22 protein-coding genes and 7 pseudogenes are annotated in these 25,687 nt (G+C 32.6%); 7 read left to right on the top strand and 22 right to left on the bottom strand.

The features are described from left to right. Positions 1-306 precede the first annotated feature (306 nt). Together Q3V31_RS11525 and Q3V31_RS11520 are read right to left on the bottom strand one after the other, a co-directional pair. Positions 307-591, bottom strand: a complete 285-nt coding sequence (locus tag Q3V31_RS11525) for a hypothetical protein (RefSeq protein WP_000383520.1) — start codon at positions 589-591, stop codon at positions 307-309. A 587-nt stretch (positions 592-1,178) separates the two neighbouring features. After that, positions 1,179-2,210 carry a hypothetical protein gene (locus Q3V31_RS11520; protein WP_000668249.1) on the bottom strand — a complete coding sequence of 344 codons (1,032 nt, stop codon included), beginning with the start codon at positions 2,208-2,210 and terminating at the stop codon, positions 1,179-1,181. An 832-nt stretch (positions 2,211-3,042) separates the two neighbouring features. On the opposite strand from Q3V31_RS11520, the gene Q3V31_RS11515 reads away from it, so the two are divergent. Further along, positions 3,043-4,116 (top strand): DUF5105 domain-containing protein, encoded by a 1,074-nt coding sequence (locus Q3V31_RS11515; RefSeq protein ID WP_329765157.1) that lies wholly within the window; start codon positions 3,043-3,045, stop codon positions 4,114-4,116. A 219-nt stretch (positions 4,117-4,335) separates the two neighbouring features. Here the strand turns inward: Q3V31_RS11515 and hblB are convergent, their stop codons facing one another. From hblB to Q3V31_RS11485, 5 genes are all read right to left on the bottom strand, one after another. Continuing rightward, the gene (hblB, locus tag Q3V31_RS11510; protein WP_329765156.1) at positions 4,336-5,736 is read right to left on the bottom strand and encodes a hemolysin BL regulatory component HblB; all 1,401 of its coding nucleotides are present in this window, start codon (positions 5,734-5,736) and stop codon (positions 4,336-4,338) included. A gap of 390 nt (positions 5,737-6,126) precedes the next feature. Then, the gene (gene hblA / locus Q3V31_RS11505; protein WP_000976168.1) at positions 6,127-7,254 is read right to left on the bottom strand and encodes a hemolysin BL binding component B; all 1,128 of its coding nucleotides are present in this window, start codon (positions 7,252-7,254) and stop codon (positions 6,127-6,129) included. Positions 7,255-7,290: 36 nt separating this feature from the next. Further along, positions 7,291-8,511: a hemolytic enterotoxin HBL lytic component L1 gene (gene hblD / locus Q3V31_RS11500; protein WP_000714427.1), complete on the bottom strand. Its 1,221-nt coding sequence runs from the start codon at positions 8,509-8,511 to the stop codon at positions 7,291-7,293. A gap of 48 nt (positions 8,512-8,559) precedes the next feature. Beyond that, positions 8,560-9,879: a hemolysin BL lytic component L2 gene (gene hblC / locus Q3V31_RS11495; RefSeq protein ID WP_000791011.1), complete on the bottom strand. Its 1,320-nt coding sequence runs from the start codon at positions 9,877-9,879 to the stop codon at positions 8,560-8,562. A 1,599-nt stretch (positions 9,880-11,478) separates the two neighbouring features. Next, positions 11,479-12,708 (bottom strand): helix-turn-helix domain-containing protein, encoded by a 1,230-nt coding sequence (locus Q3V31_RS11485; protein WP_090814375.1) that lies wholly within the window; start codon positions 12,706-12,708, stop codon positions 11,479-11,481. A 339-nt stretch (positions 12,709-13,047) separates the two neighbouring features. On the opposite strand from Q3V31_RS11485, the gene Q3V31_RS11480 reads away from it, so the two are divergent. Then, positions 13,048-13,212, top strand: coding sequence for a hypothetical protein (locus Q3V31_RS11480; protein ID WP_016129860.1), 165 nt, complete (start codon positions 13,048-13,050; stop codon positions 13,210-13,212). A gap of 339 nt (positions 13,213-13,551) precedes the next feature. Beyond that, positions 13,552-13,620: pseudogene (locus Q3V31_RS30980) on the top strand (hypothetical protein); the annotation flags it as partial. A 789-nt stretch (positions 13,621-14,409) separates the two neighbouring features. Here Q3V31_RS30980 and Q3V31_RS11475 read toward each other — a convergent pair. Next, a pseudogene (locus Q3V31_RS11475) lies at positions 14,410-14,798 on the bottom strand (alpha/beta hydrolase); the annotation flags it as partial. Between the two features lie 219 nt (positions 14,799-15,017). Between Q3V31_RS11475 and Q3V31_RS11470 the strand changes: the two are divergent. Continuing rightward, a pseudogene (locus Q3V31_RS11470) lies at positions 15,018-15,116 on the top strand (YolD-like family protein); the annotation flags it as partial. A 231-nt stretch (positions 15,117-15,347) separates the two neighbouring features. On the opposite strand, the pseudogene Q3V31_RS11465 reads toward Q3V31_RS11470, so the two are convergent. Next, positions 15,348-15,617 (bottom strand): annotated as a pseudogene (locus tag Q3V31_RS11465) (N-acetylmuramoyl-L-alanine amidase C-terminal domain-containing protein); the annotation flags it as partial. 106 nt (positions 15,618-15,723) lie between these two features. On the opposite strand from Q3V31_RS11465, the gene Q3V31_RS11460 reads away from it, so the two are divergent. Next, positions 15,724-15,930 (top strand): hypothetical protein, encoded by a 207-nt coding sequence (locus Q3V31_RS11460; RefSeq protein WP_000834521.1) that lies wholly within the window; start codon positions 15,724-15,726, stop codon positions 15,928-15,930. 68 nt (positions 15,931-15,998) lie between these two features. Here Q3V31_RS11460 and Q3V31_RS11455 read toward each other — a convergent pair whose 3' ends face one another. The 7 genes and pseudogenes from Q3V31_RS11455 to Q3V31_RS11425 all read right to left on the bottom strand — a co-directional run bounded on the left by Q3V31_RS11455 (position 15,999) and on the right by Q3V31_RS11425 (position 19,216). Then, complete coding sequence (locus Q3V31_RS11455) at positions 15,999-16,370, bottom strand: hypothetical protein (protein WP_002094521.1); 372 nt, start codon at positions 16,368-16,370, stop codon at positions 15,999-16,001. 87 nt (positions 16,371-16,457) lie between these two features. Next, positions 16,458-16,754 carry an HNH endonuclease gene (locus Q3V31_RS11450; RefSeq protein WP_001088450.1) on the bottom strand — a complete coding sequence of 99 codons (297 nt, stop codon included), beginning with the start codon at positions 16,752-16,754 and terminating at the stop codon, positions 16,458-16,460. Beyond that, positions 16,747-17,007 (bottom strand): helix-turn-helix domain-containing protein, encoded by a 261-nt coding sequence (locus Q3V31_RS11445; RefSeq protein WP_269719412.1) that lies wholly within the window; start codon positions 17,005-17,007, stop codon positions 16,747-16,749. The genes Q3V31_RS11450 and Q3V31_RS11445 overlap by 8 nt, the downstream gene beginning before the upstream one ends. An 83-nt stretch (positions 17,008-17,090) precedes the next feature. Further along, the gene (locus tag Q3V31_RS11440; RefSeq protein WP_002094518.1) at positions 17,091-17,285 is read right to left on the bottom strand and encodes a hypothetical protein; all 195 of its coding nucleotides are present in this window, start codon (positions 17,283-17,285) and stop codon (positions 17,091-17,093) included. A gap of 239 nt (positions 17,286-17,524) precedes the next feature. After that, positions 17,525-17,713, bottom strand: coding sequence for a hypothetical protein (locus Q3V31_RS11435; protein ID WP_001208185.1), 189 nt, complete (start codon positions 17,711-17,713; stop codon positions 17,525-17,527). A gap of 798 nt (positions 17,714-18,511) precedes the next feature. After that, a pseudogene (locus Q3V31_RS11430) lies at positions 18,512-18,643 on the bottom strand (Holliday junction resolvase RecU); the annotation flags it as partial. 324 nt (positions 18,644-18,967) lie between these two features. Then, positions 18,968-19,216 carry a DUF3947 family protein gene (locus tag Q3V31_RS11425; protein ID WP_329765148.1) on the bottom strand — a complete coding sequence of 83 codons (249 nt, stop codon included), beginning with the start codon at positions 19,214-19,216 and terminating at the stop codon, positions 18,968-18,970. A 200-nt stretch (positions 19,217-19,416) separates the two neighbouring features. Between Q3V31_RS11425 and Q3V31_RS11420 the strand changes: the two genes are divergently transcribed. After that, the gene (locus tag Q3V31_RS11420) at positions 19,417-19,641 is read left to right on the top strand and encodes an exosporium leader peptide-containing protein (RefSeq protein WP_002094515.1); all 225 of its coding nucleotides are present in this window, start codon (positions 19,417-19,419) and stop codon (positions 19,639-19,641) included. A gap of 35 nt (positions 19,642-19,676) precedes the next feature. Continuing rightward, positions 19,677-20,015, top strand: a pseudogene (locus Q3V31_RS11415) (carbohydrate binding domain-containing protein); the annotation flags it as partial. On the opposite strand, the pseudogene Q3V31_RS11410 reads toward Q3V31_RS11415, so the two are convergent. The 6 genes and pseudogenes from Q3V31_RS11410 to Q3V31_RS11385 all read right to left on the bottom strand — a co-directional run. Further along, positions 20,008-20,300: pseudogene (locus tag Q3V31_RS11410) on the bottom strand (IS4 family transposase); the annotation flags it as partial. The pseudogenes Q3V31_RS11415 and Q3V31_RS11410 overlap by 8 nt on opposite strands. Before the next feature lie 123 nt (positions 20,301-20,423). After that, positions 20,424-20,759 (bottom strand): hypothetical protein, encoded by a 336-nt coding sequence (locus tag Q3V31_RS11405; RefSeq protein WP_329765146.1) that lies wholly within the window; start codon positions 20,757-20,759, stop codon positions 20,424-20,426. Between the two features lie 277 nt (positions 20,760-21,036). Continuing rightward, on the bottom strand, positions 21,037-21,948 hold the full coding sequence (gene menA, locus Q3V31_RS11400; RefSeq protein WP_306007630.1) for a 1,4-dihydroxy-2-naphthoate polyprenyltransferase: 912 nt from the start codon (positions 21,946-21,948) through the stop codon (positions 21,037-21,039). Between the two features lie 158 nt (positions 21,949-22,106). Beyond that, positions 22,107-23,237, bottom strand: a complete 1,131-nt coding sequence (locus Q3V31_RS11395; RefSeq protein WP_329765144.1) for an RNA-guided endonuclease InsQ/TnpB family protein — start codon at positions 23,235-23,237, stop codon at positions 22,107-22,109. A 1,029-nt stretch (positions 23,238-24,266) separates the two neighbouring features. Then, positions 24,267-24,542, bottom strand: coding sequence for a hypothetical protein (locus tag Q3V31_RS11390; protein WP_001176332.1), 276 nt, complete (start codon positions 24,540-24,542; stop codon positions 24,267-24,269). Positions 24,543-24,785: 243 nt separating this feature from the next. Further along, positions 24,786-25,670, bottom strand: coding sequence for an alpha/beta fold hydrolase (locus Q3V31_RS11385; RefSeq protein ID WP_329765136.1), 885 nt, complete (start codon positions 25,668-25,670; stop codon positions 24,786-24,788). Positions 25,671-25,687 lie beyond the last annotated feature (17 nt).

The raw sequence follows: 25,687 nt of genomic DNA, 5'->3' as shown, positions 1-25,687 counted from the left end.
TATGATTACATACCCATTAGGCTAAGATAAGTTTGGATTGATATAACAAAAACGTTATTCTTTCAAATTTATCTTATCTAGAAAGAATAACGTTTTTTTACTTTTTGGAGTAGTTTTATATCCTTAAGTTGATAGAAATGTAAGATGCACTTAATAGGTTCTTTGACAGGGATATTAATCTTTATTACTCTGATGGAATGTTTTCTTGAACTAATTCCAGTTCCAACTCATTTTTTGTTTCACTCTTTTTAAATTTATATTGTGTCCCAATTTCAGATTCACTGAACTAATTCAAGAGATCTCCCCCTATCCACCAAAGAAATGATATTCGTATTGTCCATTCATACCATCTTTGACAGCTATAATATTAGTAAGCTTGTAGTTAAGTGAACCATCCCCGTAGTAAACCTCTACTAATACCTGTTCTCGTGACCAAAGAGCATCATAGTACTTTTTAACTCTTTCGTCAGTTCTAATAATAAACCCATCTGCAGTAGACATTTGCTCCTGATAATTCAAAGTTTTTGCTTCAATAAATGAAAGTTCTTCACTATCAACAAAAATCTTTTCAATTTCTTTCGTCACATCCATATAACCTCATCCCCTTTCCTCCAGAATACCATATAAATAATCGTTGACTTAAGGGACAAATTTAAAAGATCAGCTTAAAACCAAGCCGACCTTTAGGAGAACCCTACCGATTTTTTTCCTTTAACTCTTATCCCTTCCCCTATTATGCAACTAGATTGTTAGGCTATTCGAAAAAATTTATCTATTTTATTAAACCGGTCACATTTGCTCATACTAAGATTGTAAACACTTATACTAGGATCTGAGCACGTACCAATCTTGGAAAACAACCGTACACGTTGTGTCGTCATCCCCGAAAGCAATGAATGATGTATATAAAGTGAAGTGTAAAATAAATGAAACGTATTAGTAAATCATTCATGACGTACAGGTGATATAAGTCAGAAATAAGATAAATTAAAGTGAGTTTTCTCCTCACTTTTTTCTTTTGAAGCGTGATGTGAAAATAATTGTAATTCATCAGATACAGAAATAGACATACAAAAACGCCACCCTTTCCTATAATTCTACAGAAAGAATAGCGTATTTTTTGTATTTTATTTTGCTAGTTTGATAGCAATGTGGCTATGCCCATTCTAAGAGGGGCTTTATACTGCAGGTTCTGTTGGAGCTGGTTGAACAGGAGTTACTTCCCCGCCATCCATGTTATCATACCTCATAGATTGATTCATAAATTCACCAATCATTTTTTGTAACTCATCCATTGGGACAATGTTCTTTTCAGAAGTATCGAATGTGAATTTGATTGGTTTATCGATAGATTTAATATCAGAATTAATATTCATATCAAATTTAATTGTTTCTTTTTCGTCTTTAGAATTTTTTGCTTCGACATGAATTGCTGCATCCTGTTTTTTAATCGTTGTTCCATCCATTGTATAAATTAAAGAAATAGATGATTTATCAAGATTTGCATCTTTTAATTTTTTCTTAAAGTCTGCAATTTCTTGTTTTGTTCCAGTGAAGTTTTTCATTGTAGACATTTCATCAAATACCTTTTCAATCACTGTTTTTAAATCTTTACCTGTTAATTTCACAGTATATACATCTTTTTCTTTTGTAAATTTGTCTTCAGGAAGTGCTTTGATTGCATCTAATAACGCTTTCTGTACTTTCTCTTGGATTTCCACAGATTCTTTTGTATCCACTTCTCCTAAATCTTTCATATCCATTTTGATAACTTTTCCTTCTAGAGTAGAAAAACTATCACCAGGAACGCCAGCTAATTGTAATAGTGATTTTACATTATTCGCTTTTACATATAAAGCCTTTTTCCCTTCATCCATAAACATTGGAATCGATATATCCATTTTCATTCCATCTGTTTTAATATTTGCACCAATTGTTATTTCATCTTTTTTTGCATCTTTATCTGTTTTTGAATCAACTGTAAATGATATGTTTTTTAACATATCAATTGCCGCTTTATCTTCTGTTTCCATATCTTTCGGATTAGAATCGAATTTAAAAGAAATTGAACCGCTTGATTCCATTTGTTTTGCATTTAAAATGTTTTCTGTTGAAGAAACAACTGTTTCTTTTGCAGATTTTCCACACGCAGATAAAGCAAAAAGACTTAAACTTGCTGCAACAACTAATCCTATTTTACCAAACTTCATAAAATCACCCTTTCAACTCATTAACATATCAATCATAGCATGAAAAATAAAAAATAGTAATATTTGGATAGAAAAATATTACTACTCAGCTACCTTCTTGATTTGAGGGTTTCTTATTTTCTGTATCTTTTAGGTTTCCCTTTTTTCCGTTAACACTTGAATTATCAAGGTTAGGAGGTGAAATATCAGGTAAACTAATCGGTCAAAACATAGAGGTGAAAATGCTTGTATCATCCATTGTATTAGAAAAAGAAGGTGCTTTCGGACAGAACCATGTACCAACAATGCGGAATGAAAAAAACTACCTACTAATAAACGGATTTCAGTGAAATTACTTTCTTTATTCAATAAAACAAATGATTATAAGCGGATAAAAGAAAAATTAATAGGCAAAACATTAACATTTGTACCCGACCATCCCATAGTCATCAGGCTAAGATTTTAAGGTATCTCCTAAATGGAAATTTTGGGTTTTTTATAGCACCGAAGTTCATTTTTATCGTTTTGGGGAAGAATGTGTTTCTTAACTTGATAGCGATGGGGCGGGACACCATATTGAGGAATCTGTTTTAAGATAATTTTTCCACGAAACTAAAACTTCCCACAATATTCTTCTGTTTTAATTATTACTTTATATCTATTTTAACAAAATCTTAATTGAACTTTTAGCAATAACCACTTCTATGCATGGTTATATGCCCTTGGTCTCCCAAAATGAAAGAGAGTATTATATGGACTTTTTTATTTAAGAATATATGGTTTTAGAAATAACAAGTAGGAATTTATGGTAAAATGGTAAATATTTTCGAATAAAGGAGTGGAGGGGTTTTAATTGAAGCTTAGAAAGTTTTTTATGCCTTGTTTTTTATTTATATTCACATTAACTATTGTGACTGGTTGTAGTTCTTCACAAAGTTCCACAGTTGTAAAAAATGGAAAGGCATCTTCGTCTTCGAAGAATGTGGAAATTGAAGTTGAAAATGCTGAGTATGTATTACCATTAAATGGGTTAACAGGGGGGATAAGTAAAGATAAAGTATTAAAATCCAAAGTGAGTGTGAAAACTAAAGGGGATGAAATGTTAGAGATATCACCCTATCTCTTTACACTATATCAAGGTGATGAAAAAATGAAGAAATATGATAAGGCTGATTTAGATAAATTACGCTTAATAGAATTAGAACCTGGTAAAAAAGTATCGGGGACCCTATACTACGAAGTGAATAAAGCCTCATCATATGAGCTTGTTTATTCCAATGAGGAAACAAAAAAAAGAGACGAGGAAACAGAAAATGTTTCTTTCAAAATTGATACGAAGGAAATAGAAAAGAATACAAAAGACTTAAATAAACCGGCTGAAGCTCTAATAGCTTATATAAATGCTATTTATTATGATAAAGATGTAGACAAGATTAATAAGTTATCCGGCGAAGATGGCAAGCAATTTACTGAGAATATACTAAAGGAATTTAAAAAAGATGCAACGTCCAGTACGCATAATGAAATTAGTGACCAGGAATTTGAAAGTTATTATAAAAAGTTGAAATCTGCACTACAGGAAAAAGTTACATTTAAAGTAAAATCAGCAGGTTCTTCACCTGAGGAAGATAAAGTTGAAGTAGAATTAAAAGTGAAACCCTTATTATTAAGTGAATTGCAGCCAAAATTAAATAAGGAAAATGAAAGATTGCTAAGAGAAAATCCAGGAATCGAACAGTCTAAATTATTTAGTCAATCGTTTGATTACTTTATATCTATATTACCAGAAGCAAAAGTTTCAAATAAAGAAAAAGTAATAAAAGTTGAGATGGAGCGATACGGAAAAGACCAATGGCGCTTTTCAAAAGATAAAGTAAGCGATGCAGAGGACATAATGGAAATAATGGGAGAATTTTTAAAACAATAGATATAAACGAAAACGAAGTTTGCAAAAACCAAACTTCGTTTTTTTCGATGTATAATGAATTGCAACGATTACTAAGGGTTGCATAAAATCCATCTGCAATCATACCAACTTTTTATCTATTAAAAAACTTTGCAACAGAACTCTCTGAATCATCTTTTCCACTTAACTTAGTGTACCATCTCCAATTGCTGCATAATTTTTCTTTCTAACTTTTCGGTTTTAGTTCGTTATATTTTCTATTTTGTCTTTATATACAACATATTCTTTCCCATCTACTACTGCTACCACTGCAAATTCATCTTTTGGATTGAATGAAAGCCAGTCAGCCCACATATTTGTATTTGGTCCTCCACTCCACATATTATAAACAGTGTTTTTAGTTAAATTCATAACTTTATAAGACGCATTTGGCGCATTTGTTCCAGTCTTTATTTCAAATGTATATGCGTTATGAATTTTTTTATAAAAGTAGAAAACGTTTGATGGACGAAGCTGATTTATAAAATCCTGCTCCTTTTTCTCTGCAATTTTTATCCCTTCTTGTAATGTGACAACATCTGTTCTTAATGTTTTCCAACTGTCTTTCGCCGCATTCAAGTTAGGGATTAAGAATTTATATCTATTTTGATCAGCTTTTTGATCAGCTTTATCAATATGTCCCAGTACGCCCGTATATTGAGAGTCTAAATCATCCCATTGCGTGGACATATAAGTAAGAGCAGTAATAGCATTATCAATCGCACTATGCATATCACTAATATTATGAAACGCAACTCCAACCACACGATTTAATGTTATTTTATAATCTACATTCTGACGTAATTTTGCTAATTCTGGCTCTAGCCAGCCTAACTTACCTCTTGCATCACCTATCATTATACCACCAGCAATCAACGTGGGAAGAAAGGGGATTTTTACCATGTCCAATCCCTTAGATTCTATGTCTTTCTGATAGTTTACTTGCCCTAAAAGGTCCTCTAGTCGCTTTTGATCATCCTCAACCGCAGCTCCTTGAATTTTTAAAATAGACTGCAAGAGATCCTTATTACTTCCAAATGCTCTAACATCTTGTCCAATATTTTCATTTAAATTAGTTAATTCTTCTATTAATGCTTTTGCAGACTTTTGATTTTGTTGAATTTCCCCCCGTAAATCTGTAATCCCTTTTTTTAAAGTATCTCCATTCCCAGTATTGATCGCCTCTACTAATGTTTCATATTGGTTTTCAAATTTTTTATCGTATTCAATAATGCCTGTCAATGTATCTAAAAGCTGCTTTTTTACTTGCGTATTCCATGTAACTGCATGTGCTCTTGCATTCTTTTGATCTTGTACAATTTTATTAGGTAAATCTTCATACCCATTAATAGTAATTCCTTCAAAACTCACATCAGGATTATTGATTAACAGATAAGAATATTCATTCATAGATTTCAAAAATAAACCAGCATCTTGTAAAGCTTTTTTCATCTGTTCTTTATTTGCTGAAAGAGACATATCTCCATTGTTAGTTTGTTCAATTTCAATTGCAAAAGCTGCTACTGGTGTGACTGCATAAGTAGTTGTCATAGTTAAAAACGTTGATACAGTGAGTATTTTGTAAGGGATTTTTTTCATCATTACATATTCCTCCTATATAGGGTTTGATTTCAAGTTCTATTCTTCTTTAAAAGTGATGTCTTTCGAAATGAGTTATACATCTATGAGTATCATTCTAACTTTCTTTAGCAGCCTTTAAATCATCAAGTATTAAAGAGACACTATGTTGTTACATAGAGTCAATATTATCAAGCAAATTTTTATCATCCGTTCAGTTGCAAAGTTTAAAAAAACAAGTAAAACTGCACAGTTATTTGGATGGAACTTATATAGATATGTGAAAGGCGAAGTCTTTAATGAGACTCCGCCTTTCTGGTGTATAAGGATTTATTAATTGTTGCATTACTGTTTAACAGTGTAATCATAGACTCTCTATGTTTTTGGTCACTTTGCAACAGAATTTATATTTCCCTATTTTTGTGCAGTGACAGGTTCCACTTTTAATTCTTTTATCCCTTCTTTTAATGTGACAGCATCTGTTCGTAATGTTTTCCAACTGTCTTTAGCTGCATTCAAGTTAGGTTTTAAGAATTTAAATTTATTTTGGTCCGCTTTTTGAGCTGCATTTTCAATATGCCCCAGTACTCCCGAATATTGAGAATCTAAATCATGCCATTGCGTGGACATATAAGTAAGAGCATTAATAGCATCATCAAGCGCCTTATGCATTTCACTAGTATTATTGTAAGCAACTCCAACTACACGATTTAATGTTACTTTATAATCTACGGTCTGACGCAATTGTGCTAATAAAGGCTCTAACTTACCTAAATTATCTCTTGCAACTCCAACTATGATACCGCCGATTATCGGTAGGCCCAAAATGGCACCCTTCATTACATTAAATCCATCAGATTCTAATTGTTTATAATAGTTTACTGATCCTAAAACTTCATCTAGACGCTTTTGATCGGCCTCAACATCTACACCTTGGTTTTTCAAAATCGACTGCAAGAGATCTTTATTGCTTCCAAAGGCTCTAACATCTTGTCCAATAGAGTCTCTTAATTTAGCTAATTCTTCTATTAATTGTTGTGCAACCTTTTGATTTTGTTGAATTTCACCTCGTAAATCTGTAATCCCTTCTTTTAAAGTATCTCCATCACCTGTATTAATCGCATCTACCATTGTTTCGTAATAATTGTCAAATGTTGTATCATATTCAATAATACCCGTCAATGTATCTAAAAGTTGTTTTTTTACTTTCGTATCCCATGTAATAGCATGTGCTCTTGCATTCTTTTGATCTTGTACAATTCTACCAGGTAAATCCACATATCCATTAATAGTAATTCCTTCAAAGTTCACATCTGGATTTTTAATTAACATATAGGAATAGGCATTCATAGATTTTGCAAATAAACCGGCCTTTTGCAGGGTTTCTTTCATCCTCGCTTCATTTGCTGAAAGAGCCGTATCTCCATTGTTAGTTTGTTCAATTTCACTTGCAAAAGCTGCTACTGGTGAGACTACAGAAGCTGTTGTCATAGTTAAAAGCGCCGATGCAACGATCAGTTTGTACGGGATTTTTTTCATCATTTTATATTCCTCCAATATAGGTTTTGAGTTTAATTTCTATTCTTGTTTAAAAGCAATGTCTTTTGAAATGAATTCTGCATCTTTATGAATGTCATTCCAACTTTGTTTAGCAGCTTTTAAATCATCCGGTATTAAAGAGAATTTATGTTCTTGCATAGAGTCGATATTATCAAGTAAATCTGTATAGTTGGCCCCCATTGTATTCCATTGCTTTTGAATATTTGTTAGAGACAGTATCGCTTGATCCACTGTTTGATACAGATATGCCAATGTGTCTTTCGCGTTAGTAAGCGAAATAACTGCTTGGTTAGCACGATCAGCTTTCGTACCTAATTCTCCGATTTTTTTAGAGATTTCGTTATAGGAGTTCATATGATTAGACGCTGTGACACCAGCTGCTGTTCCTAAACCAATTCCAGCTGCACCAAGAGCCGAAAGGCCACCAACAACAGCAGGTGTTGCTGTACCGCCAGTCACAACAATTACTACCGCTCCTGCAATAGCTCCAATAACTAAAATGACTGCTCCCAATCCACCACCAATTGACCATGCTAATACATCGTCAAAATGTTTTTTCTGAGTAGCACTTAGTTGCTCAATTTCAGCTTGAAGTTGTGGAATCAGAGCTTGTTGTCCCGCTAATATTGCCGTTAATCCACCTTTCCCATCCGGGCCACCAACATTATTTTTAAAATCTGTAGAATTTGTATACAGTTTTGATTTGAAGTCTTGTAACATCTTAATTACATCTGTAACTTCTTTTGAATTTGTATTAATTGTAGTGATTAAATCATTTATGCCCTCTTTCAGGCCTGCCTTATCTCTCTTTTGTACAGTATCTACTAATGTGTCATAATAATTTTGAAATTGTTCATCGTAATTTACAATATTACGTGCTGTTTTTTGAATCTGTGGCTTCGCTGTATCTAACCAATAATTCGCGTTGATTCGCGACAGTTCTTGATTAAGGTGAATATTTTTGAGTAACTCTCCACCTCCTGAACCTAAATCGATATCAGATAAATTAACATTCGGTTGTTTAATCATTGTTTTTGCGTACAAATCCATTACAAGAATATGAGATCCTGTTTCAGCTAATGCTTTCTTCAGTCCTTCAGGTCCTAATGTATAATTCCCTACTTTTTGTTCTTGAGCGTTCGTTTCTTGTGCAAATGCATGAATAGTGTTACCGGTAGTAGCAGTTATAACCGTTGCCAGAGTTGCTAAAGTCAACACTTTAAATGGAAATTTTTTCATAACTATTCTCCTTCTCATTCTTTCGTTAGATTTTTAGAAAACATAATATTAAAATTTATAAACTTGTTCTTCAAGATAACTTATTCCATTTTTTAATTGTCTTAATGTATCTTTTTGAGACTGCTGGTTAGTTGTATCAACATTAGTAGATAATTTTGTAATGCTATTTTTTATTAGATCCAAATCTTCTTTATAGCGTTTTAGTAGGCCAAGTTCTACATCCACTTGATTTGCAAATGTATGTAAATCATTTTGCATAATTAGGAGCATTGATTTTTGTAAATCTGCTATTTTTAGGTTCTTTGTTAAATCATAAAATTTTTGATTTTGTGTCTCTAAATCTGCTAAATGTGTTCGCTGTTCTGCTGTTAGTTTATTTACTTCAGCGAAGGCACTATATGTTTTCTTAATTTTTTCAGGGTCAATAACTTTTGTAAGGTCATACTCTTTTGTTTGTGCAACTGCAGCTGCAGCTATTTCAGCTTGTTTGCTTTTCTCAATTGCTTCACGGGCTTCTTTTTTGGCAGCTTCAATCTCTAGAGCAGATTTACCCTTTTCTTTCGCTTCTTGCTCTGCTTTTTTCTCTGCTTCTAAAATAGAGTTGTTAATTTCTTTGCCTTTGTTATACGCTGCTACTGCTGTTTGAGCAGCTGGTTCAATGATATCTTTTGAAAGGTTATAGACTTCTTTGAAAATAACAAACCCTTGTTCATTTAAAGCTCCTGGTAATAATGCTATTTGTTGTAAATCATTTTGAATTGATTTTTGAGTATTTTGTAATTCATTTTTTAGCTGATCTATTTTCCCTGTTCCATCTGAACTTAGTACACCCTGCGCTTTTGTCACATCAGTATCGAGATCTTGAAGTTTTTTATCAAGCTGTAATTTAAGATCTGTTAATTCGTTAATCTGTCTTTGTACGTTTTCTTGGTTCGTCATAGTCATAACTTGAAGAACTTCAAGTCTATCCAAAAACCCCTCTTTATCTTCTTTATTGTCTACAAACTCTTTTAATGCTGGATAATAGTTATTAAATTTAGTTACAAATCCTTTGCTTTTTGAATTTAATAGAATTAAATTTGGATAAAGTTCTGATGACCATTCTTTCATATCTTGCTTGATTAGGAATTGATTTGTATTTAATGCTGGAACTTCCTCTATTTGTACATTAGGGCTCATTAAACCTTGATCAATATATGTTTGGATTAATTTAGATTGTGCACCTAATTTTCGTAAGGATGAGGAAATATCCATGCTTTCCTGTTGAGTTTCTGCTTGAACGATTGGTGTTGCGAGAGTATTGATAGGAATAATCGACCCAGTTACAATTGATGTCATTAAAAATCCTGTCATTATTTTATTTTTCATTCCGTACACCCCTTCACTATTATTCTTTTACAACTTTATTCATACAACTTGTACGACCTAGTGCTAGACTCTCTCCTTGCATACGCTTGAGAAAGGAAAAGTCTTTCGGATAAAGTATTAAACCTTCGTTATCATTCATTTCTCATAGAATGTAAAAAAATTACTTTTCGCTCATTTAAATAGTATGTTTGTCACAAGTAAACAATAAAATTTCATCAGCTATATTAAAATGAGTTGCTCAATAAATAGTAAAATATTTATTTTTCTCCAGTTTTGCTATTTGAATTACAAGCGTTCAGATAGATAAACTCATTGCTCCTACAGCTAATCCTGCCATGAATTTTTAGAAAGCAATTTTATAAGCCTCTCTACTAGTTGTGTGGAAAAGGCTCTATAAGATTACAAAAGATGAAATTATACTGTACATTGCTTATACTTTTATTGCGGAATAAGATCACTTTTGTTATGTAGAAAAATAAAACCCTTTTTTACAAAAATAATACTTTTGAGATGCTAAACTCACTTCTAACTAACTGATTATTAAGAAAATTAATTACGACATAATGTTACTTGTAAATTTATTAACCCCTAATAGCGTGATCTTCTCCTTTCTGTGTGGTCATACCAGTTATGTTGTTCATTAAAACATTAAATTTCCGATGCGTAAATAGCAAAATTTTGTCGATTGTACTCGATTATTTAATTTTTAAGCGCTTATATGAGCGGGAAATATTATACTAATAAAATTTAATATTAGATTTTATATTTGTACTTTTGATGATTGCAACATAATATATATATGGTTAAAAAAATTATTTTATTTTAACTGAGCTAGTTATATTTTAGAAAAAATACTTATAGAATAATTTAATAGGATTTCTTATACTATTTTACCTTTATTTGGTTATGTATAATTACATATAATATAGATATATCAAGTAATATATGTTATATTACTAAGTTTTATGGAATAATTTCCGATATTACTATTAACAAATACATGATTTATTACGCTCTTTAATTCACCATATTATTCAAAAGTATCTTTATATTGTCATAAAAAACATCTCAATTCTTAACGCGAAGATACTAAACTGGATTCTTGTAGTTCGTTATAACAAGAAGTTTTGAAACAAGAAAAGGCCGCAAAGCTTCCTTGAAAAAGCGCTTTGCGGCCTTCTAGTTTTTTGTTTTGCTTAGAGAAAATGGTTTGTTTTTTTATTCAAATTAATACCATGATATAAAGATATCCATTTCTGTTTTACTTTGGTATATGTATCATGGACTCTTTAAGAGCTATTTGTTTGATGTGACGTCAGATTCATTTGTCCAATTCAGAACCATACTGATGAATCAAACGCATAATCGTTGTAAGAGTTATGATTAAGCCCCGTTTCTCCATTATTTTCACCAAATCAAGAAAACTAAGGTGGTTCCGTTAACAAAATATTATCAGGTTGATAACGTTATCTATTTGAATACATATTCCTTTTCTAGATCAATCACATACCCTTTCTAGAGTAAAAGAAATAGTATGCTCAAGTTTTAGAGATACTTTCGCGTATATTAAAGTTTTTGCACAAGAAACAGATACTAAGCTTATATTACGGTATATTTTTCACGATATTGTCTAGGGGTCATGTTAGTTGATTTTTTGAAAACCCTTGTAAAATAACTTTGATCGTTAAAATTAAGCCAAGCACAAATATCTGATAATGGATATGTAGTGAGTGTTAATAATTTTTTTGCTTCTTCCACTCGTTCCCTTTGAATAAATTCACTTAAAGGAATCCCCACTTCTTTTTTAAATAATTTAGATAAATAAGTAGGGGTAATATCCAAATGATTAGCGAGTTCATTGAGAGATATTCCATCGTAAACATTTTTACTAATATGATTCATACATGTAGTAACCACATTTGAAAATTTTTGCGCATTGAATTCTTTCACCCGATCTGCAAAAGTACGTAAAGCATCTCCTGACAATCGCCTTACAGAGTCCACGTTATCTAGTTGTTCCATGGTTTGGATATACAAAATACTAAGAGCAAAAGCAATGTCTGGTGGGAGATTACCTTCTATCGCATATCGAGTAGCTAAAGTAATCGCAATAATCCCATGGTTTTTTTGGTTTCTGAGTGGATCCGCTGTTAAAATTAATTCAGTATCTTCCTGCGAAACTGCATACATATATTGTAACAACTTCTTTTTATTTCCCTCTTTGATTGCTGAAAAATAATTATGTACTAATGCCATGTTATGAGTTTTTGGTTTATTTTGTTGTCGCTTTAAAATATATAGATCGGGTTTCACAATTTTATAGGGAACTTCCTCTAACACTTTATTTTTTTCTAAAACAATATCAACATCTAACTTTTCATTGAAAATCATGTAATGTAATAAAATTCCCATATCAATTAAAGTAGTTTTTTTAACCTCAGGTAGGGATTGATAATAGTTTAGTCTTTCTTGAATATTTTTATTTGAGTTAAATTCTTTCCAAAGTTTAAAGGTTACATCATCTGATCCCTTCGGATGTACAGTGGGGCCAATTATAATAGTCCCTTTTATAAAATCATGATTTGCTATATGAATTAGGACGAAATTTTCAAGATAACTGTTACATCTGAAAAGTGGCAAGTTATAGGGATCATTTTCTTGATAAATGCCACTAAGATGTTCCTCTTTAGAAGAATAAAAAGGACTACAAACATAATCAGAAGTAGAATGATATAAGATTTTTTTGTCTGTAGATAAAATGTGAACAGGGACATTAAAGGCTTTATGTGCGAGATCACACAAATGTTGTATATCGATGGAATTATTCATTACCTTCTCCTTTTAATTAGATTAACTGCTATATTTTACATTGTTACTTTGTGGATTCATAAATTATTTTCCGTCAGGTATAACTTACGACAAAATATTACTATAAAATATCAAAATAGTACAATTCACGACAAAATATTACTATATTTTTTTTATGAAAATCATATATTATTTATTTGTAATTAACATCTACATTCGAAGCAGATAGGAAAAGAGTGAAAGATACTTTATCTGAGTGTAAAGAAATAGATTTTTTCTTGTAATTTCCTAAACGACAATGAAATGAGCGGAGTGCGTTTTTTGATCCTATAAGATCCTATCATAGAATCCGAGAAACCAGTGAAGAACTTACAAAATAAAAATACAGAAATAGGGGATGAACTGGCGTATACGATTCGAACAAGAAATACGCTTCTTGCTAGTCTTGTGAAAAATCTATCTTTTCCGAATAAATTGCCAGAAGGACTAGAATATGTCCCAGGTGCATTACAAGTAGTTGGCTAAACAGTGACAGATGCAGTCAATACAGACAAGAGTAAATTTAATGTAGGAAAAGCAAACGGAAAATTTGGAGATGTGATACATACAGAGTGGCATACAGTGGTACTCCATGCGAGGGCCAAGCTGGAAAAGAGATTCAAAATACAGCAAAAGTCATAGGAGATACTGTACAACCGTAAGAATCAACAGCCAAGAATTCAATTCATCCACTTGGACAAATTGAGATTAAAAAAGTGGATACTGCTGATTCAAATGTAAAGCTGAAAAAATACTTCATTCCAAAATTAAGACAAAGATGGTAAAGAGGTTGAAAAATTAACAACAGATGAAAATGATAAGGTTTCTTCTGAACCACTATTCTTTTTAATGTACACAGTGGAAGAAATTCATGCACCCAATGGATATTTGTAATTTAGAGATCAAATTGAGGTATAGGGCTCATCATCAGTACAAAACATAAAAGTAGAAAACACATAAGACGAATGGAATATTAAAAATAACAGAAATATATTAATGGTCGCAACATTAGTTATATTTTTCCGTAAAAGAGGAAGAAATAAATAGATTTCAAAATTAATAGAGGTAGTAAAGGAGACAAAACATATGAAATGGGTTTTTATTATGTTGTTAATCTTTGTATTAACAGTCTCTATGCTACCTAGCTTTATTATCGCATCACATAACATATTATTAATTTTCTGAGTATAATGGTTGTTAATTAACAAAAATACACCTCTAATTAAGAGTTGTTGCAATATAAATCCAAAATAAAAGTAGATGTTAGACACTTAGTGCACAGTATATTCACCTCAAAACAGTAGTTACTGCAATACCTGAATTTGTTTATTCTATAACAAAAGAAATGTTACTTAGGAAATATTGCTTCAAATCCATTTTGTATTAGGCATTCTTTATATGGCACTTTTTATTGAAAAATTTAGATGGCTACTTGAAATTTTTATTTTATTTTTAATTAAGAATCAGATTACCTACAATTGAAATTGACTTGAGTATTATGAACTTAAAATCACTTACAAAAACAAAATAACGTTTAACCACCTTATTTCCTCTCATATATAATTCAATTCTAATCGATACCTACAACACCACCTCCACCATCTGAAAGGATTACAAAGGAATCTGATGGATTGTTTTCTATTACTTCTTTAACTTAGTGTAATCTGTATTGACCTGTTAACTGGTCCTCAGCCATTTTTCAGATATTATTTTCTGTAATGATCGAGAAGTTAAATTAAATGCAGATTTATAATCTTCAGTATGCATATAACGGATAAATGAAAGGGTAGTAGATATAACTGGATTTTCATCGTCAATATTGTCTATTTTTTTATATTTGTTTTTGTTTCCTTTAATGTTGATATATATTGTTGGTTGAACGGATTATTATATGTATCGGGATACAAACTTGTTTTCAATACATCCTTATGCTGTCCCTCAAACAGGCTTGAAGAACTTTCGGAATTTTTAGGTAAAATTAATTCCTCCGCATATGAAACCGAAGGAATAGTTATCGCACAAATTGCACTGACAAGTAATAACTTATTCCCTATTCTTTTTTTCGTGCTCATATTTATTGATTCTCCTTTCAAAATTAAAATTTGTTAATACAGCATGCCAAGTACTATAAGGAAAATAAAAATTTTCAAAGAGATTAATAATCTACTTTACGATCCCCCCTTAACAGGTTGAAAAGCTATTATAATCAAACTTCAATAAAAAATGCCTTCTCCCTCTTTTTTTATCACTGGATTTTTTGATTGGCATGGAAGGACCACGCTGAATCACATGTAACTGACATAAATCCGATAAAGAATTTAGTAACGTGCACTGATGCATCTTATAACAGAATTCCCCTTAAATTTATAGATATAATTGATTTGAGATAAAAAACATACAGTTTTTCAAATGTAGCCGGGAATAAAAAGGAAAAAATCTTGTATTCTAGGTTAAATACAGATAGAGCAAAGTGTAAGCTCTTATGAGAGTTAGCAAGATAAAGGCTGTTTGTTATGGTTATCGAATTTACAAATACATAAGAGGAACAGAACTCAATAGAGAAAGCTAAGGAAGCATTTTGATAATAGTTGAAGACACCCGATTAAGGATGGCTTCAACTATTATCTCACTTTGTTATATTCATACCACCATTTACCACCTGGTCTAGTATCCATCCACCAAGTAATCTTATCTAACTCTGCATTAGATAGAACATCGGTTTGGATATAACATACTCCAGAAATTGGATCAACATTAACCCTACCTTTTATTCCTCGTTCTGCCATAGCTTGAATAGCTTCATCTAAGGAGTTAGTACCACATCCACCTGACTTAACGTATTGATATCCACCATTCCCAACAGTTTGTCCTGTTAGAGCGTATACGTAGGAAGTAACTCGTCATAACTCCTCCTTATGGTAATTACTTTGTAAACCTTTTTATTTAAATGTATAATTGTATTAAGAGTCTAAAATTTCAGAATCGGAGGGCAGCATCATGAAAAGTTTTGGTACGTTAGTAATCTCTACCGTCATTTCAGCAGGCTTAGTATATTATAATATCGATTCCTTTTATAATAAATTTACATCCGGGAATACATATTACTGGGTGAACGGTATCCTAGCTGCTGGATTCCTTATATCCTTAATTATCAACATAAAAGATATCATCAAGAAAAACTACACAACTTCTGAATCGAATTAAGGAGCCTATTATGGTTCCTTTTTCTATGCAAAATAAAAAAGCAGCGCATTCGCTACTTTGAATTCTTTTTATCCCCAAATGAAATGATATATATATTCTCCCGTTACACGTTCATTAATTCCAGCAATCCTAGCGAATCTCATTAAGTCCGCCCCTTGAAGAAAATACACCGAAATCGTAACTGGTACTTGTGACCACATGAATTGATAAAGCTCATTCACTCTCTGATTCGTCGAAACGATTAAATCATTTACTGGTCCATGATTCCATGCAGAGGTTTGAACTGAAGTGAACGGAAGGTCTTTCCCATTAACCACTATTCTTGCCACACTTTGAGTTATGTCCACAACAATCCCCTCCACCATTACAAAAATTAGACCTGTTTCTATACTTATATTCTTGATTAATAATAAATGTTTAAGGCAGACCCCTATTTTCATTTCTACTCAAAAACAATTTATTTGATAAAATAAAAAAGCAGCGGATTCGCTACTTTAAAGTAAATTAAACTATTCCTTTTTCTTTTGCTATTTCGTACAAAACAGTATGACTAACTCCTGTTTCAGTACATATTTTCGCTCTTTTGCCTTTTCTATCCCTATTCTTTGCAATTCCTTATGTTTAACCCTATTAACATCATGTATCTTCCCATGACATTCAAGGCATAACATAACCAAATTACTAATTCGATTCGTTCCACCTTTCGCTAAAGGAACGGTGTGGTGTATATCTAAATCATTTGTTTCTCCGCAATTTGCACACTCTTTAGGTAAAACATTTAAGTAATACGTACGATTCTGTTCGAATTCCTCTCTACTATTCATTTTTACTCTCCTCAGCATTTAAAGTCGATTGTTTAGAATAGTGTTCTTTTATATACCTATACAGGGTTGCACGTGCACGAGCAACATCAAACATCTCACATACTTCTACTTTCGTTTTACCAGAAGCAAGCATTTCCATCATGCCTTGAATTTGTTGAGGAGTATGAGCCTTCTTTCTACCGCCTTCCCTTCCTCTTGCCTTTGCAGCAGCTACACCACTAATAACACGTTCATTAATTACTTCACGTTCCATTTCAGCCATTTAATAAGTATAAATTTAGAAAACTCATAAACAAAAAAAGAGTGCTGTGAAGAAACGCACTCATTCAAAGGACTTTACCAATCCTTACGCTTATCACAATCACAGTCACGATCATGATTACGTTTACGACGACATTCATCACAATCACAGTCGCGGTCACGTCTACAACGACGGTCATCACAATCTCTATGTCTGCGTCTACAGAACATTAAATCATCCCAAAATCTATCACAATCTCGGGAACGTCTGAAATTACAATTACATCCCATAAATATAATTACCTCCTCTTAACTCTAGGATTCATCATATTCTATGCTAAAAAACAAAAACAGCTTGTTTACTAGTCTACTTTCTGCATTTTAAAGTAATAATGTTATTACCTAATCTTTAAGTTTCAAATCTATTTCACCCCTTATCTTTCCTTAACAACAAACAAGACGCCACCCAGATCACGCGGTAGCGCCTACGATAATTGCTATACACTTAACCAGACTCATTTATCCTCACATTATTTATTTCTTTGCTTCCATACCCCATTCTCTTTACGATAAGTATTCTTGCCATTCATGAAGTCAGCTGTATTGCCAGGAATGCTATATTTTTTCTTTTTCTTTTTCTTTCTTTTCTCTTTAGACTTTTCCAAAATAACTTGTTGTAGATCTGTTCTCCATTGCTTTAAGCGTTCTTTTTCTCGCATCTTCACTTATACCCCTAATGAAATTTATATATGTTCATATCAAATATACCTCTAGAATTAAATCAACGAAAGGGGTTACAATTATTTATCAACTTAGTTTAAAGTGTATATATCAAGTCAAATGTCCATTTTATTCAAATTTAAAAGAGCGCCCATGCCATGGATGCTCTTAATGTGATAAAGGGTATCCTATGAGTATTGAATGAGACACGAAGAACTTGTCCCATAATTCAATATATGCTCGTCCTTATCAAAGGGTGCAATAAAAAAGAGCACCCGCCATTAGGTACTCTTCAACAAATAAGTATGGCGCTCCGGGTTTCACCTCATATGATAACTCGTCCCACGATTTTATAATATGCTTGTCTCATTCAAAGGTGTACTTGTTTAATGTGTAATTTCTATATAACAAAGAAAAAAACACCCATTCTGGATGCTTTTTAACTATTTTTTGTTTTCAATAAGACTATACAGAGTCCCTTTTGTTATTTTCGTTCCTGGCCTCGGAATATTCCAGACTAAATGAACTTACCTCATAATCTTTCTTTCCAATTTTAACATTCTTTCAAAACTCTGTAACAAAACAACTCTTTTGCAACTTCTCTTTGTATCTCTTTATATTCTTGCTTGCTGATTTCTGGAAAGAATGATAATTGCTCCATCTATAATCCCCCTATTTCGAATTTTAATTTTCATATCCACATTTGATACGTGAAATTTTACTGTCTCATTGTTGAATAAGGGAACCATGCATAGCGAGTAGCCCCCACCATCCACTCTGCATGGTTCCGCTATCCATTAAGCCTTTAATAATTTACGTTTCTTGTTGGCCATCTTCTCTTTTGCTGCTTCAATGTTATTTGCTATCCTTGTATGATGGTCCTGATCAAATTGAATCATGGCATCTATTACTGGTGTGAATCCTTGTTCCGCCTTGGAGAACCGAGCAGTTAGCTTTTGCTAGCTGCTTTTTGTTTGAACAAAACGAACTCAATTGACTGCACAAACATATTATATTTTGTGTTCCTTTCTCTATATATTGAAATAGTCTTTACAAATGGATAATCTCGTCACGAGAGCACTTTATTAAGTGCTCTTTTTTGCGTTCCACATTAATACAAAATGAAATTTTCATTTTAATCTTAAGTACACATTTAATTGAATATTACTTCATCAGACACGAATCATTTTTTATAAGGACGCTCTGTACTTGCGCCCTTATTTAAATACTCAATGTTATTCCCCTGCACATTTTTATAAATTGTATACAGTTCCATATGGAATTGTCGAAAAAGAAATTCCATATGGCGTATTATAATGCATTGGATAATAATCCATAGATGAGTAGTACGGTTGTATGCCTTGCTCCATTTGTTGCATTTGCTGCTGTGCTTGTAGCGCTTGTTGAACAGCTTGAATTGTACTTTGTGCTCCGCTATACGTAATACCCGCCGTACCATACGGACGCATTCTATCCTGGGTACCAAAATATGAATAAAACATTATTATTCAACTCGCTTCCATATAAGTTATTACAAAGTATGTTATGATTCTTAATTTCCGTGAGTGTTAAAAACTAGTTCCCTAGCTTTTATTCAAATAGTGTTTTTGTTTAATTTTTAAAATACAACCGCTTGTCCATTTCACTTTGCTCTATCATTGCATTTACTATTAGTAATACGAATTTTTAGAGGTGAATTATATTGGACGAGTTTTTATCTTCTACTGCATTAAATCCGGACTCGATTGGACCTACACTCCCACCTATGCAACCTTTTCAATTCCCCACTGGAACGACTGGGCCGACACTATTTTTCACTTCCCTTGCACCAGACCCTGAACCTAATGAAAATAACCTAACTCTCGGATACATAAATTATTTATTAACAAAGATGTCCTTCGGCAGGTTTATCCAAATATATATATAAATGTGAAAAACTAAATTTTAATCTGACCAAAGGAGATGAAGAAATCGTTTAAAAAATTCGGTATAGGAGTATTTTCTACAGCAATTGTATTAAGCGCCAGTATAGGTTTTTCAGGTATTGTATCAGCAGATAGTCCATCTGCAAATGAACAAGTTAGGAATGAAGACTTTGAGGATGGGCTAAATAACTGGATTTTATCTAATTCTAATTCTAATTCTTCTACCGAGAATATCGGCTCTTCTGAAACAGGCAATCATTATCTGAAATTAATACATGCAGACACAGCCTATCAGCTTGTTACTGTAAAGCCGAATACAGAATATACATTAACATTTGATATAGCGGGGAGTATAGGTTCTACAAGGGAAAATACACGCTGTAAAATAAAACAGCACATCGGTTAAAACGTTGATTAAGTCTTTCTGAATTCATAATTGTAGCTGTATTTGCACAAAGCTGACTACATAATCGAGTAAGAGAATCGCTTGCTACATGTTGACTAATCCAGATACATAAAGTAACTAAATCTTTTGCGCCATACTTACTTTTACGTTTTTCAAAACCTGTCTCTTGTGCCAGTTGTTAAAAAATATGTGGAGATAGATATCGCTGTAATTCTTCAGCGAATAATGAAACTCATCTTGAATCAAAAGATCCATACAAAAACGCCATCCTTGCTGTATATTTCTACAAACAGGATAGCGCTTTTTTCATTTTAAAGGTTGCATTCTATGATGAATTATATTAATAAGGTAATATCAATTATACGTAATAATTGATATTTAATTGATATTAGAACTTATTACTTTATATTTATCTTCTTTTGCAACATCTATAATTGCATCAATTTTTTGTTGTTCATTATTCAGCTCATGTCCTTCGATCCAAACTTTATATCCTATTTCTCCCACTACTCCAACTTTAGTTATAACAACATCTAACTGTTTTTCTTTTTGAAAATATTCAATAGCAGTTGCCTTTGCTTTTTCTTGAGTTTTTGGAAATTCTTTGTCACTTAATGGATCTTTCGTTGTTAATGTAATGTAAGAGACAAAACCAATAATAATTAAAGTTATGGTAGAAAGTCCAACTAAAACTATTTTTTCATTCTTCTTCATCCTTGTCTATCTTTTTTTTAAGATTAACATATCATTTATCGTTTTTCAATAAAAAAATATTGTATTTCGCTATTTTTTTATTGAAAATACCTATAACTTAGACAAATATATAAATCATTCCTCTAACTATCCTGATCTTTATCTCAATTAATCTATTAAATAATGTAGATTTATAAAAGAGTTTGATCATTATTAAAGAAATACAAAAATAAAAACCCCAATTTCTCTATATTAAAATCGAGAAATTGGGGTTTAGTCACGAAACAATAGTTTTTATTTAAAACAGATAACTAATTAATAATCCTGCTGATAATAAGAAGCCGAAAATCGTATTTGTCATCGCTGTTGATTTCATTGCGATGCGCATATATCCGGGATCCTTTGCTCCTTTTTGGAAACTTCGAATTGCAGAGATTGGCTTTCTCAAACCTAAGAACATAACTAATGCCCAAGGGCTTATATAACCCATTAATACAATCACCGCGATCCATAAATAAGCAATGAAAAAGGCTACAGCTAGTGTTACTATTGCTTTTTCTCTCCCAAGGAGGATTACTAATGTCTTTCTTCCACCTTTAATATCTTCTTCGATATCTCGGATGTTATTCGACATGTTAATTGCACCGACTAAAATTCCAATTGGAATGGAAATCAATACACTTTCAATCGTTATCGTATTCGTTTGAATAAAGAAAGCAATGAGTACAAAACATGTCCCCATTAACAATCCAGAAACTAATTCTCCAAACGGAGTGTACGCAATTGGTAATGGACCACCTGTATATAAGTAGCCAACCGCCATCCCAATTAAACCAATAACGACTAACCACCAGCTGCTATTCATACAAATATAAACTCCAATAATTGCTGCTACCACATACAATAAAAGTGCAACTGTTAACACATTTTTTGGTTTCAATCCATGACGGACAATTCCACCACCGATGCCAACAGAATCAGCGGTATCTAATCCACGTTTGAAATCATAGTACTCATTAAATAAGTTCGTTGCTATTTGCAATGCTAAACATGCAACCATCATCGCAATAAATAAAAGCCAATGAATGTCTGTAACATACAGTGATGCCACTGTCCCTAAAATTACAGGTGAAAATGTCGCCGTTAACGTATGCGGGCGCGTCATCTTCCATATTAATTTAGCGGAACTAATTTCTTTTTCTGTCCCCATAACTCTGTTCAATCTCCGATACGATAAACTTAACTAAATCTATACAATTCAATCAAATTTACACGAGTTAGTGCTTCATCGTGTTCTCGCAACCCCGAAGGGACGAGGGGTATAACACTCCACACGAGGCAGTATCGTTACCTCCTATTATCAAGCATTTATTTTACACATCTTGATAAATTTATCGAAGCATTTAAATCTCTATCGTGGTGGCTATTGCATGAAGCACAACGCCACTCACGTATTTTTAAACTCCACTGTCCTTCTGGTTGAACTGAATGGTCGTATTTTACTCCGCAACATGAGCAAATCTTGCTTGAGGCGAACCATTTATCAGCTTTTACATACTCAATGCCATACTTCTCGCACTTGTATGACAAACATTGAAAGAAGAAGTGTAACTTTTGAAATGAAAATGCTTTCGATAGTTTTTTGTTTTTTAACAGGTTTGAGATAGGTAAGTCTTCCACAACGATCCTCATTGGTTTGATTTTCACCAATTTAGCTGTTGCTTGATGGATATGGTTAATTCGGATATTCGTAATTTCCCTAGATAACCGCAGGTGCTCAGTTTTAGCTTTTTCATATCCGGCAGACTGAATTTTTACACCTTTTTTAAATCTCCTAGACATATCTCTTTGTGCTGACTTTTTCCTTTTCAAAAGCTTTTTAACCTTGGCATCTTTGTTTATATTTCGTTCTTTCATACCATTAGAAGCTACAAACAGCTCTTTTAAACCAACATCCACACCAATCGACTCATTGGTTAGTTCTTGTAATTCAAAGTCTTCTTGGAATCCTACACTAATCCACCAGTGACGACCGTCAAATGTAACTCTTGGATTGGATGGTTTTTTGTTTCTTGGTAGTTGTTGGCTTGTTTTCACTTCTCCAATGGACTGAATATGAACTACTTTCTTTCCTATAATCAGTCTTTCATAATTAGCATAAAATCCTTGGATTAAATCTTTTTTGGATTTATAAGAAGTATGATAACCATTTTTATACTTTTTGAACGAATGTTTCCTCGCCGTATCAAAATCTTTTGAAGCCTGTTTAGGAACTTGTGCGTTGATGTCTTTTAACCACTCATATTTCTTTCGCTTCTTGATCTTTGTAAATCGTTTCTGTAAAGCTAACTGTGAAACAGATTTTCCAAATAGCTTATAGTATCTATCACTCATTCTTTTACAATAGTTATAAGCGAATCTTGCAGCACCAGCATGGTTTCTAAGCACTTGTTCTTGTTCAGGCGTTGGAATCAGTCTGACTTTCTTCGCCAATATCATCAGAATGTAACTCCTTTACTGTGCAATTATTCGGGCACTCATCTTTTAGATAATGAAAGATTGATTCTTCTGAATTGTAGCGTGTTCCATCAGCATTCTCCTAAGACTACTAGGATACAAACCTGTTAATTCCGATACTTGACTAACTCGTGAAAATTTCATTAATATTCTCACCCCATGGAATTTACCACAATGCATAGGTTCGGTAGCTTCAATGGGATTTGATAGATTTAATTAAATTTATCTCGTTCAACTAAGAGCGCAATTCCTTAGCCAGTTCTCTTATGAACTTCTCATATTTTCACATGAGCGCAGACTATATGTTTATCTCTTTAGAGATAGAGGATTTTTCCACCACCATAGGCTTGTGATGTACTCTCGTCAGTTATACGAGATAGTCGTTGAACGTTCATCTTATCCATTTTGACTTAGATGATTCGAGGCGGAAGACCCATTGTTCTAGTGTTTAGGATTTAACCTTACACCATCTGATTGATTTTTTCTGCTTTCGCAACATTCACACTCGCTATTTCTAGCCACGTTGTAGTTCAATCAGCTTTAGGGATTGCCCGCAGTTAACCCTCACTACTAGCCAATCACTGGACTAGCAGGGCTTACTGATATATTTAATTAACTTTCGTTATAATTGGTTAAATAAATCGTAACAGTTAGTTACCCTACATTTAAGTATAAATTACTAGCAGTATCTTTCTATCTATTTCCTGCTTCACATCTATTATATCAAAAAAAGAATTGGCGATAGAACTTTCATGCTCTTGCTTACACCATAAATTTGTATCAAAATATATTTTTTTCTAATATGGGGGTACCCCTAATACCCCAGAAGAAAAAGAAGAGTTTGAATCCTTTAACGTACAGGGCGTTCCATATATCATTGTAAAAGATCATGAAAATAACATTCAAAAATTAATTCTTGGATTCAGCACTCAATCATTAGAAGAGGCTATTTTATAATAATCATCCAAAAAAAAGAAACGAACAAAAATGTTCGTTTCTTTTTTTTGGTGTTTAATGCTCAAGAAAACTTATAACCGCATAAGTATATAGAACGACTAGAGCAAAGGCACATATTCCCATAATTATAATCGCTAGTGCGCTTTTCTCTTGTCTAAACCCTATAATTCCAAGAATAAATGCACTCAACATTGTTACCTTAAGCATTGTAGAAAGATTGGGAATTGAATATCCACTCAACCAGGTAGAGAAACTTACAATTACAGAAAAAGAGAACAAAGTTAGAACAATAGATAATATATTAATGTGCTTCCCATACTTCAATTGCATTTCGCTAGCCTCTTTTCTTTTCATTAGTGAATAATAGATAGGCAGATATATTTTTATTTTATTCTAAATTTTCTTGAAAATCCACAGCCAAAAGAAGAGGTTGTCCCAAAAGTCGCTAAATAGTTACTTTTAGGCAACCTCTTTTCTTTATTTTTTACTTTCCTCTAGTTTAGAGATACTAGTTTCTTTTTCAGGTAACGTATCAAGAAAGTCCGTTGCTCAAATTCGAACAACGGACCTTCTTTATATGAACCAATTTAAAACATCCGCAGCAATCTCTTCCGGTCTATCCCAATGCATTAAGTGCCCTGTATCTGTATAAAGCTTAGTCGTAATATTAATATGCTTCCTAAATTCCGCAATTTGCAATTCTCTTATTTCTAAATAATTATGTGGCAGATCACAATACAATAACAAAATATCGTTTTTAATTTTATGCGATTTCAACGTTTTATACACCTTATATTGAAACTTAATTACACTTCTAGCGGTATCGCCAGTAGCATGCCATTTCACTTTATTATCTTCTTCTCGCATTAAGTCATAAACCGCACGTTCTATTAATGGTGACCACCTGCTGTAAACCATTTCTTCTGATTGGATGAATGCTTCTTTATTGTCAAAAGTATATTCATCAAAATCTTTCTCGTAATGGGTGATTTCTTCTTCTAATGATCGCGGTGGACACTCTCCTTCTTTCTCATCTTTGTATAGCTTCGCAAAATAATCTGCATTCATTTTACCATGATGATAACCACCATCTAACAAAACCATCTTATTCACTTTTTCTGTACATTCTGCTGCATAGTGAAGCGCAACGCTTGCTCCCCATGAATGTGCTACTATATGAAATGTGTCTTTTCCTATCTGCTCAAGTAATGCTACTACCCAATTTGTTAAATGGGATGCACCGTAATCTTCATCCTTCCCAAAACTTGGTGTTTTCCCATGTCCAGGTAGATCAAACGATACAATATGATATTTATCCTGTAAAAGCTGCGCTATTTCTATAAAACTTAATTTTGTACTTCCTAAACCATGAAAACAAATGATTTGAGGATTTCTTTTATCCCCCCATTCACAAACACTTGCTTCATATTCGCCAAATTCTACAAAAAAGTGATTCATTTTTAATCTCCTCTAAT

Origin of the sequence: Bacillus nitratireducens (genome assembly GCF_036320425.1) — a bacterium.
In the GTDB taxonomy this organism is placed as follows: Bacteria; Bacillota; Bacilli; order Bacillales; family Bacillaceae_G; genus Bacillus_A; species Bacillus_A nitratireducens.
Note: the sequence above shows the minus strand (reverse complement) of the source record. Positions and strands in the feature narration are given on the sequence as shown.

Bases quoted from the DNA above. Each gene is read 5' to 3' on its own strand.
- Q3V31_RS11525 (WP_000383520.1), bottom strand. From the start codon at position 591: ATGGATGTGACGAAAGAAATTGAAAAGATTTTTGTTGATAGTGAAGAA.
- Q3V31_RS11520 (WP_000668249.1), bottom strand. From the start codon at position 2,210: ATGAAGTTTGGTAAAATAGGATTAGTTGTTGCAGCAAGTTTAAGTCTT.
- hblB (WP_329765156.1), bottom strand. From the start codon at position 5,736: ATGATGAAAAAAATCCCTTACAAAATACTCACTGTATCAACGTTTTTA.
- hblA (WP_000976168.1), bottom strand. From the start codon at position 7,254: ATGATGAAAAAAATCCCGTACAAACTGATCGTTGCATCGGCGCTTTTA.
- hblD (WP_000714427.1), bottom strand. From the start codon at position 8,511: ATGAAAAAATTTCCATTTAAAGTGTTGACTTTAGCAACTCTGGCAACG.
- hblC (WP_000791011.1), bottom strand. From the start codon at position 9,879: ATGAAAAATAAAATAATGACAGGATTTTTAATGACATCAATTGTAACT.
- Q3V31_RS11485 (WP_090814375.1), bottom strand. From the start codon at position 12,708: ATGAATAATTCCATCGATATACAACATTTGTGTGATCTCGCACATAAA.
- Q3V31_RS11460 (WP_000834521.1), top strand. From the start codon at position 15,724: ATGAAAAGTTTTGGTACGTTAGTAATCTCTACCGTCATTTCAGCAGGC.
- Q3V31_RS11455 (WP_002094521.1), bottom strand. From the start codon at position 16,370: ATGAAAATAGGGGTCTGCCTTAAACATTTATTATTAATCAAGAATATA.
- Q3V31_RS11450 (WP_001088450.1), bottom strand. From the start codon at position 16,754: ATGAATAGTAGAGAGGAATTCGAACAGAATCGTACGTATTACTTAAAT.
- Q3V31_RS11445 (WP_269719412.1), bottom strand. From the start codon at position 17,007: ATGGAACGTGAAGTAATTAATGAACGTGTTATTAGTGGTGTAGCTGCT.
- Q3V31_RS11440 (WP_002094518.1), bottom strand. From the start codon at position 17,285: ATGGGATGTAATTGTAATTTCAGACGTTCCCGAGATTGTGATAGATTT.
- Q3V31_RS11435 (WP_001208185.1), bottom strand. From the start codon at position 17,713: ATGCGAGAAAAAGAACGCTTAAAGCAATGGAGAACAGATCTACAACAA.
- Q3V31_RS11425 (WP_329765148.1), bottom strand. From the start codon at position 19,216: ATGTTTTATTCATATTTTGGTACCCAGGATAGAATGCGTCCGTATGGT.
- Q3V31_RS11405 (WP_329765146.1), bottom strand. From the start codon at position 20,759: ATGAAGAAGAATGAAAAAATAGTTTTAGTTGGACTTTCTACCATAACT.
- menA (WP_306007630.1), bottom strand. From the start codon at position 21,948: ATGGGGACAGAAAAAGAAATTAGTTCCGCTAAATTAATATGGAAGATG.
- Q3V31_RS11395 (WP_329765144.1), bottom strand. From the start codon at position 23,237: ATGATATTGGCGAAGAAAGTCAGACTGATTCCAACGCCTGAACAAGAA.
- Q3V31_RS11390 (WP_001176332.1), bottom strand. From the start codon at position 24,542: ATGCAATTGAAGTATGGGAAGCACATTAATATATTATCTATTGTTCTA.
- Q3V31_RS11385 (WP_329765136.1), bottom strand. From the start codon at position 25,670: ATGAATCACTTTTTTGTAGAATTTGGCGAATATGAAGCAAGTGTTTGT.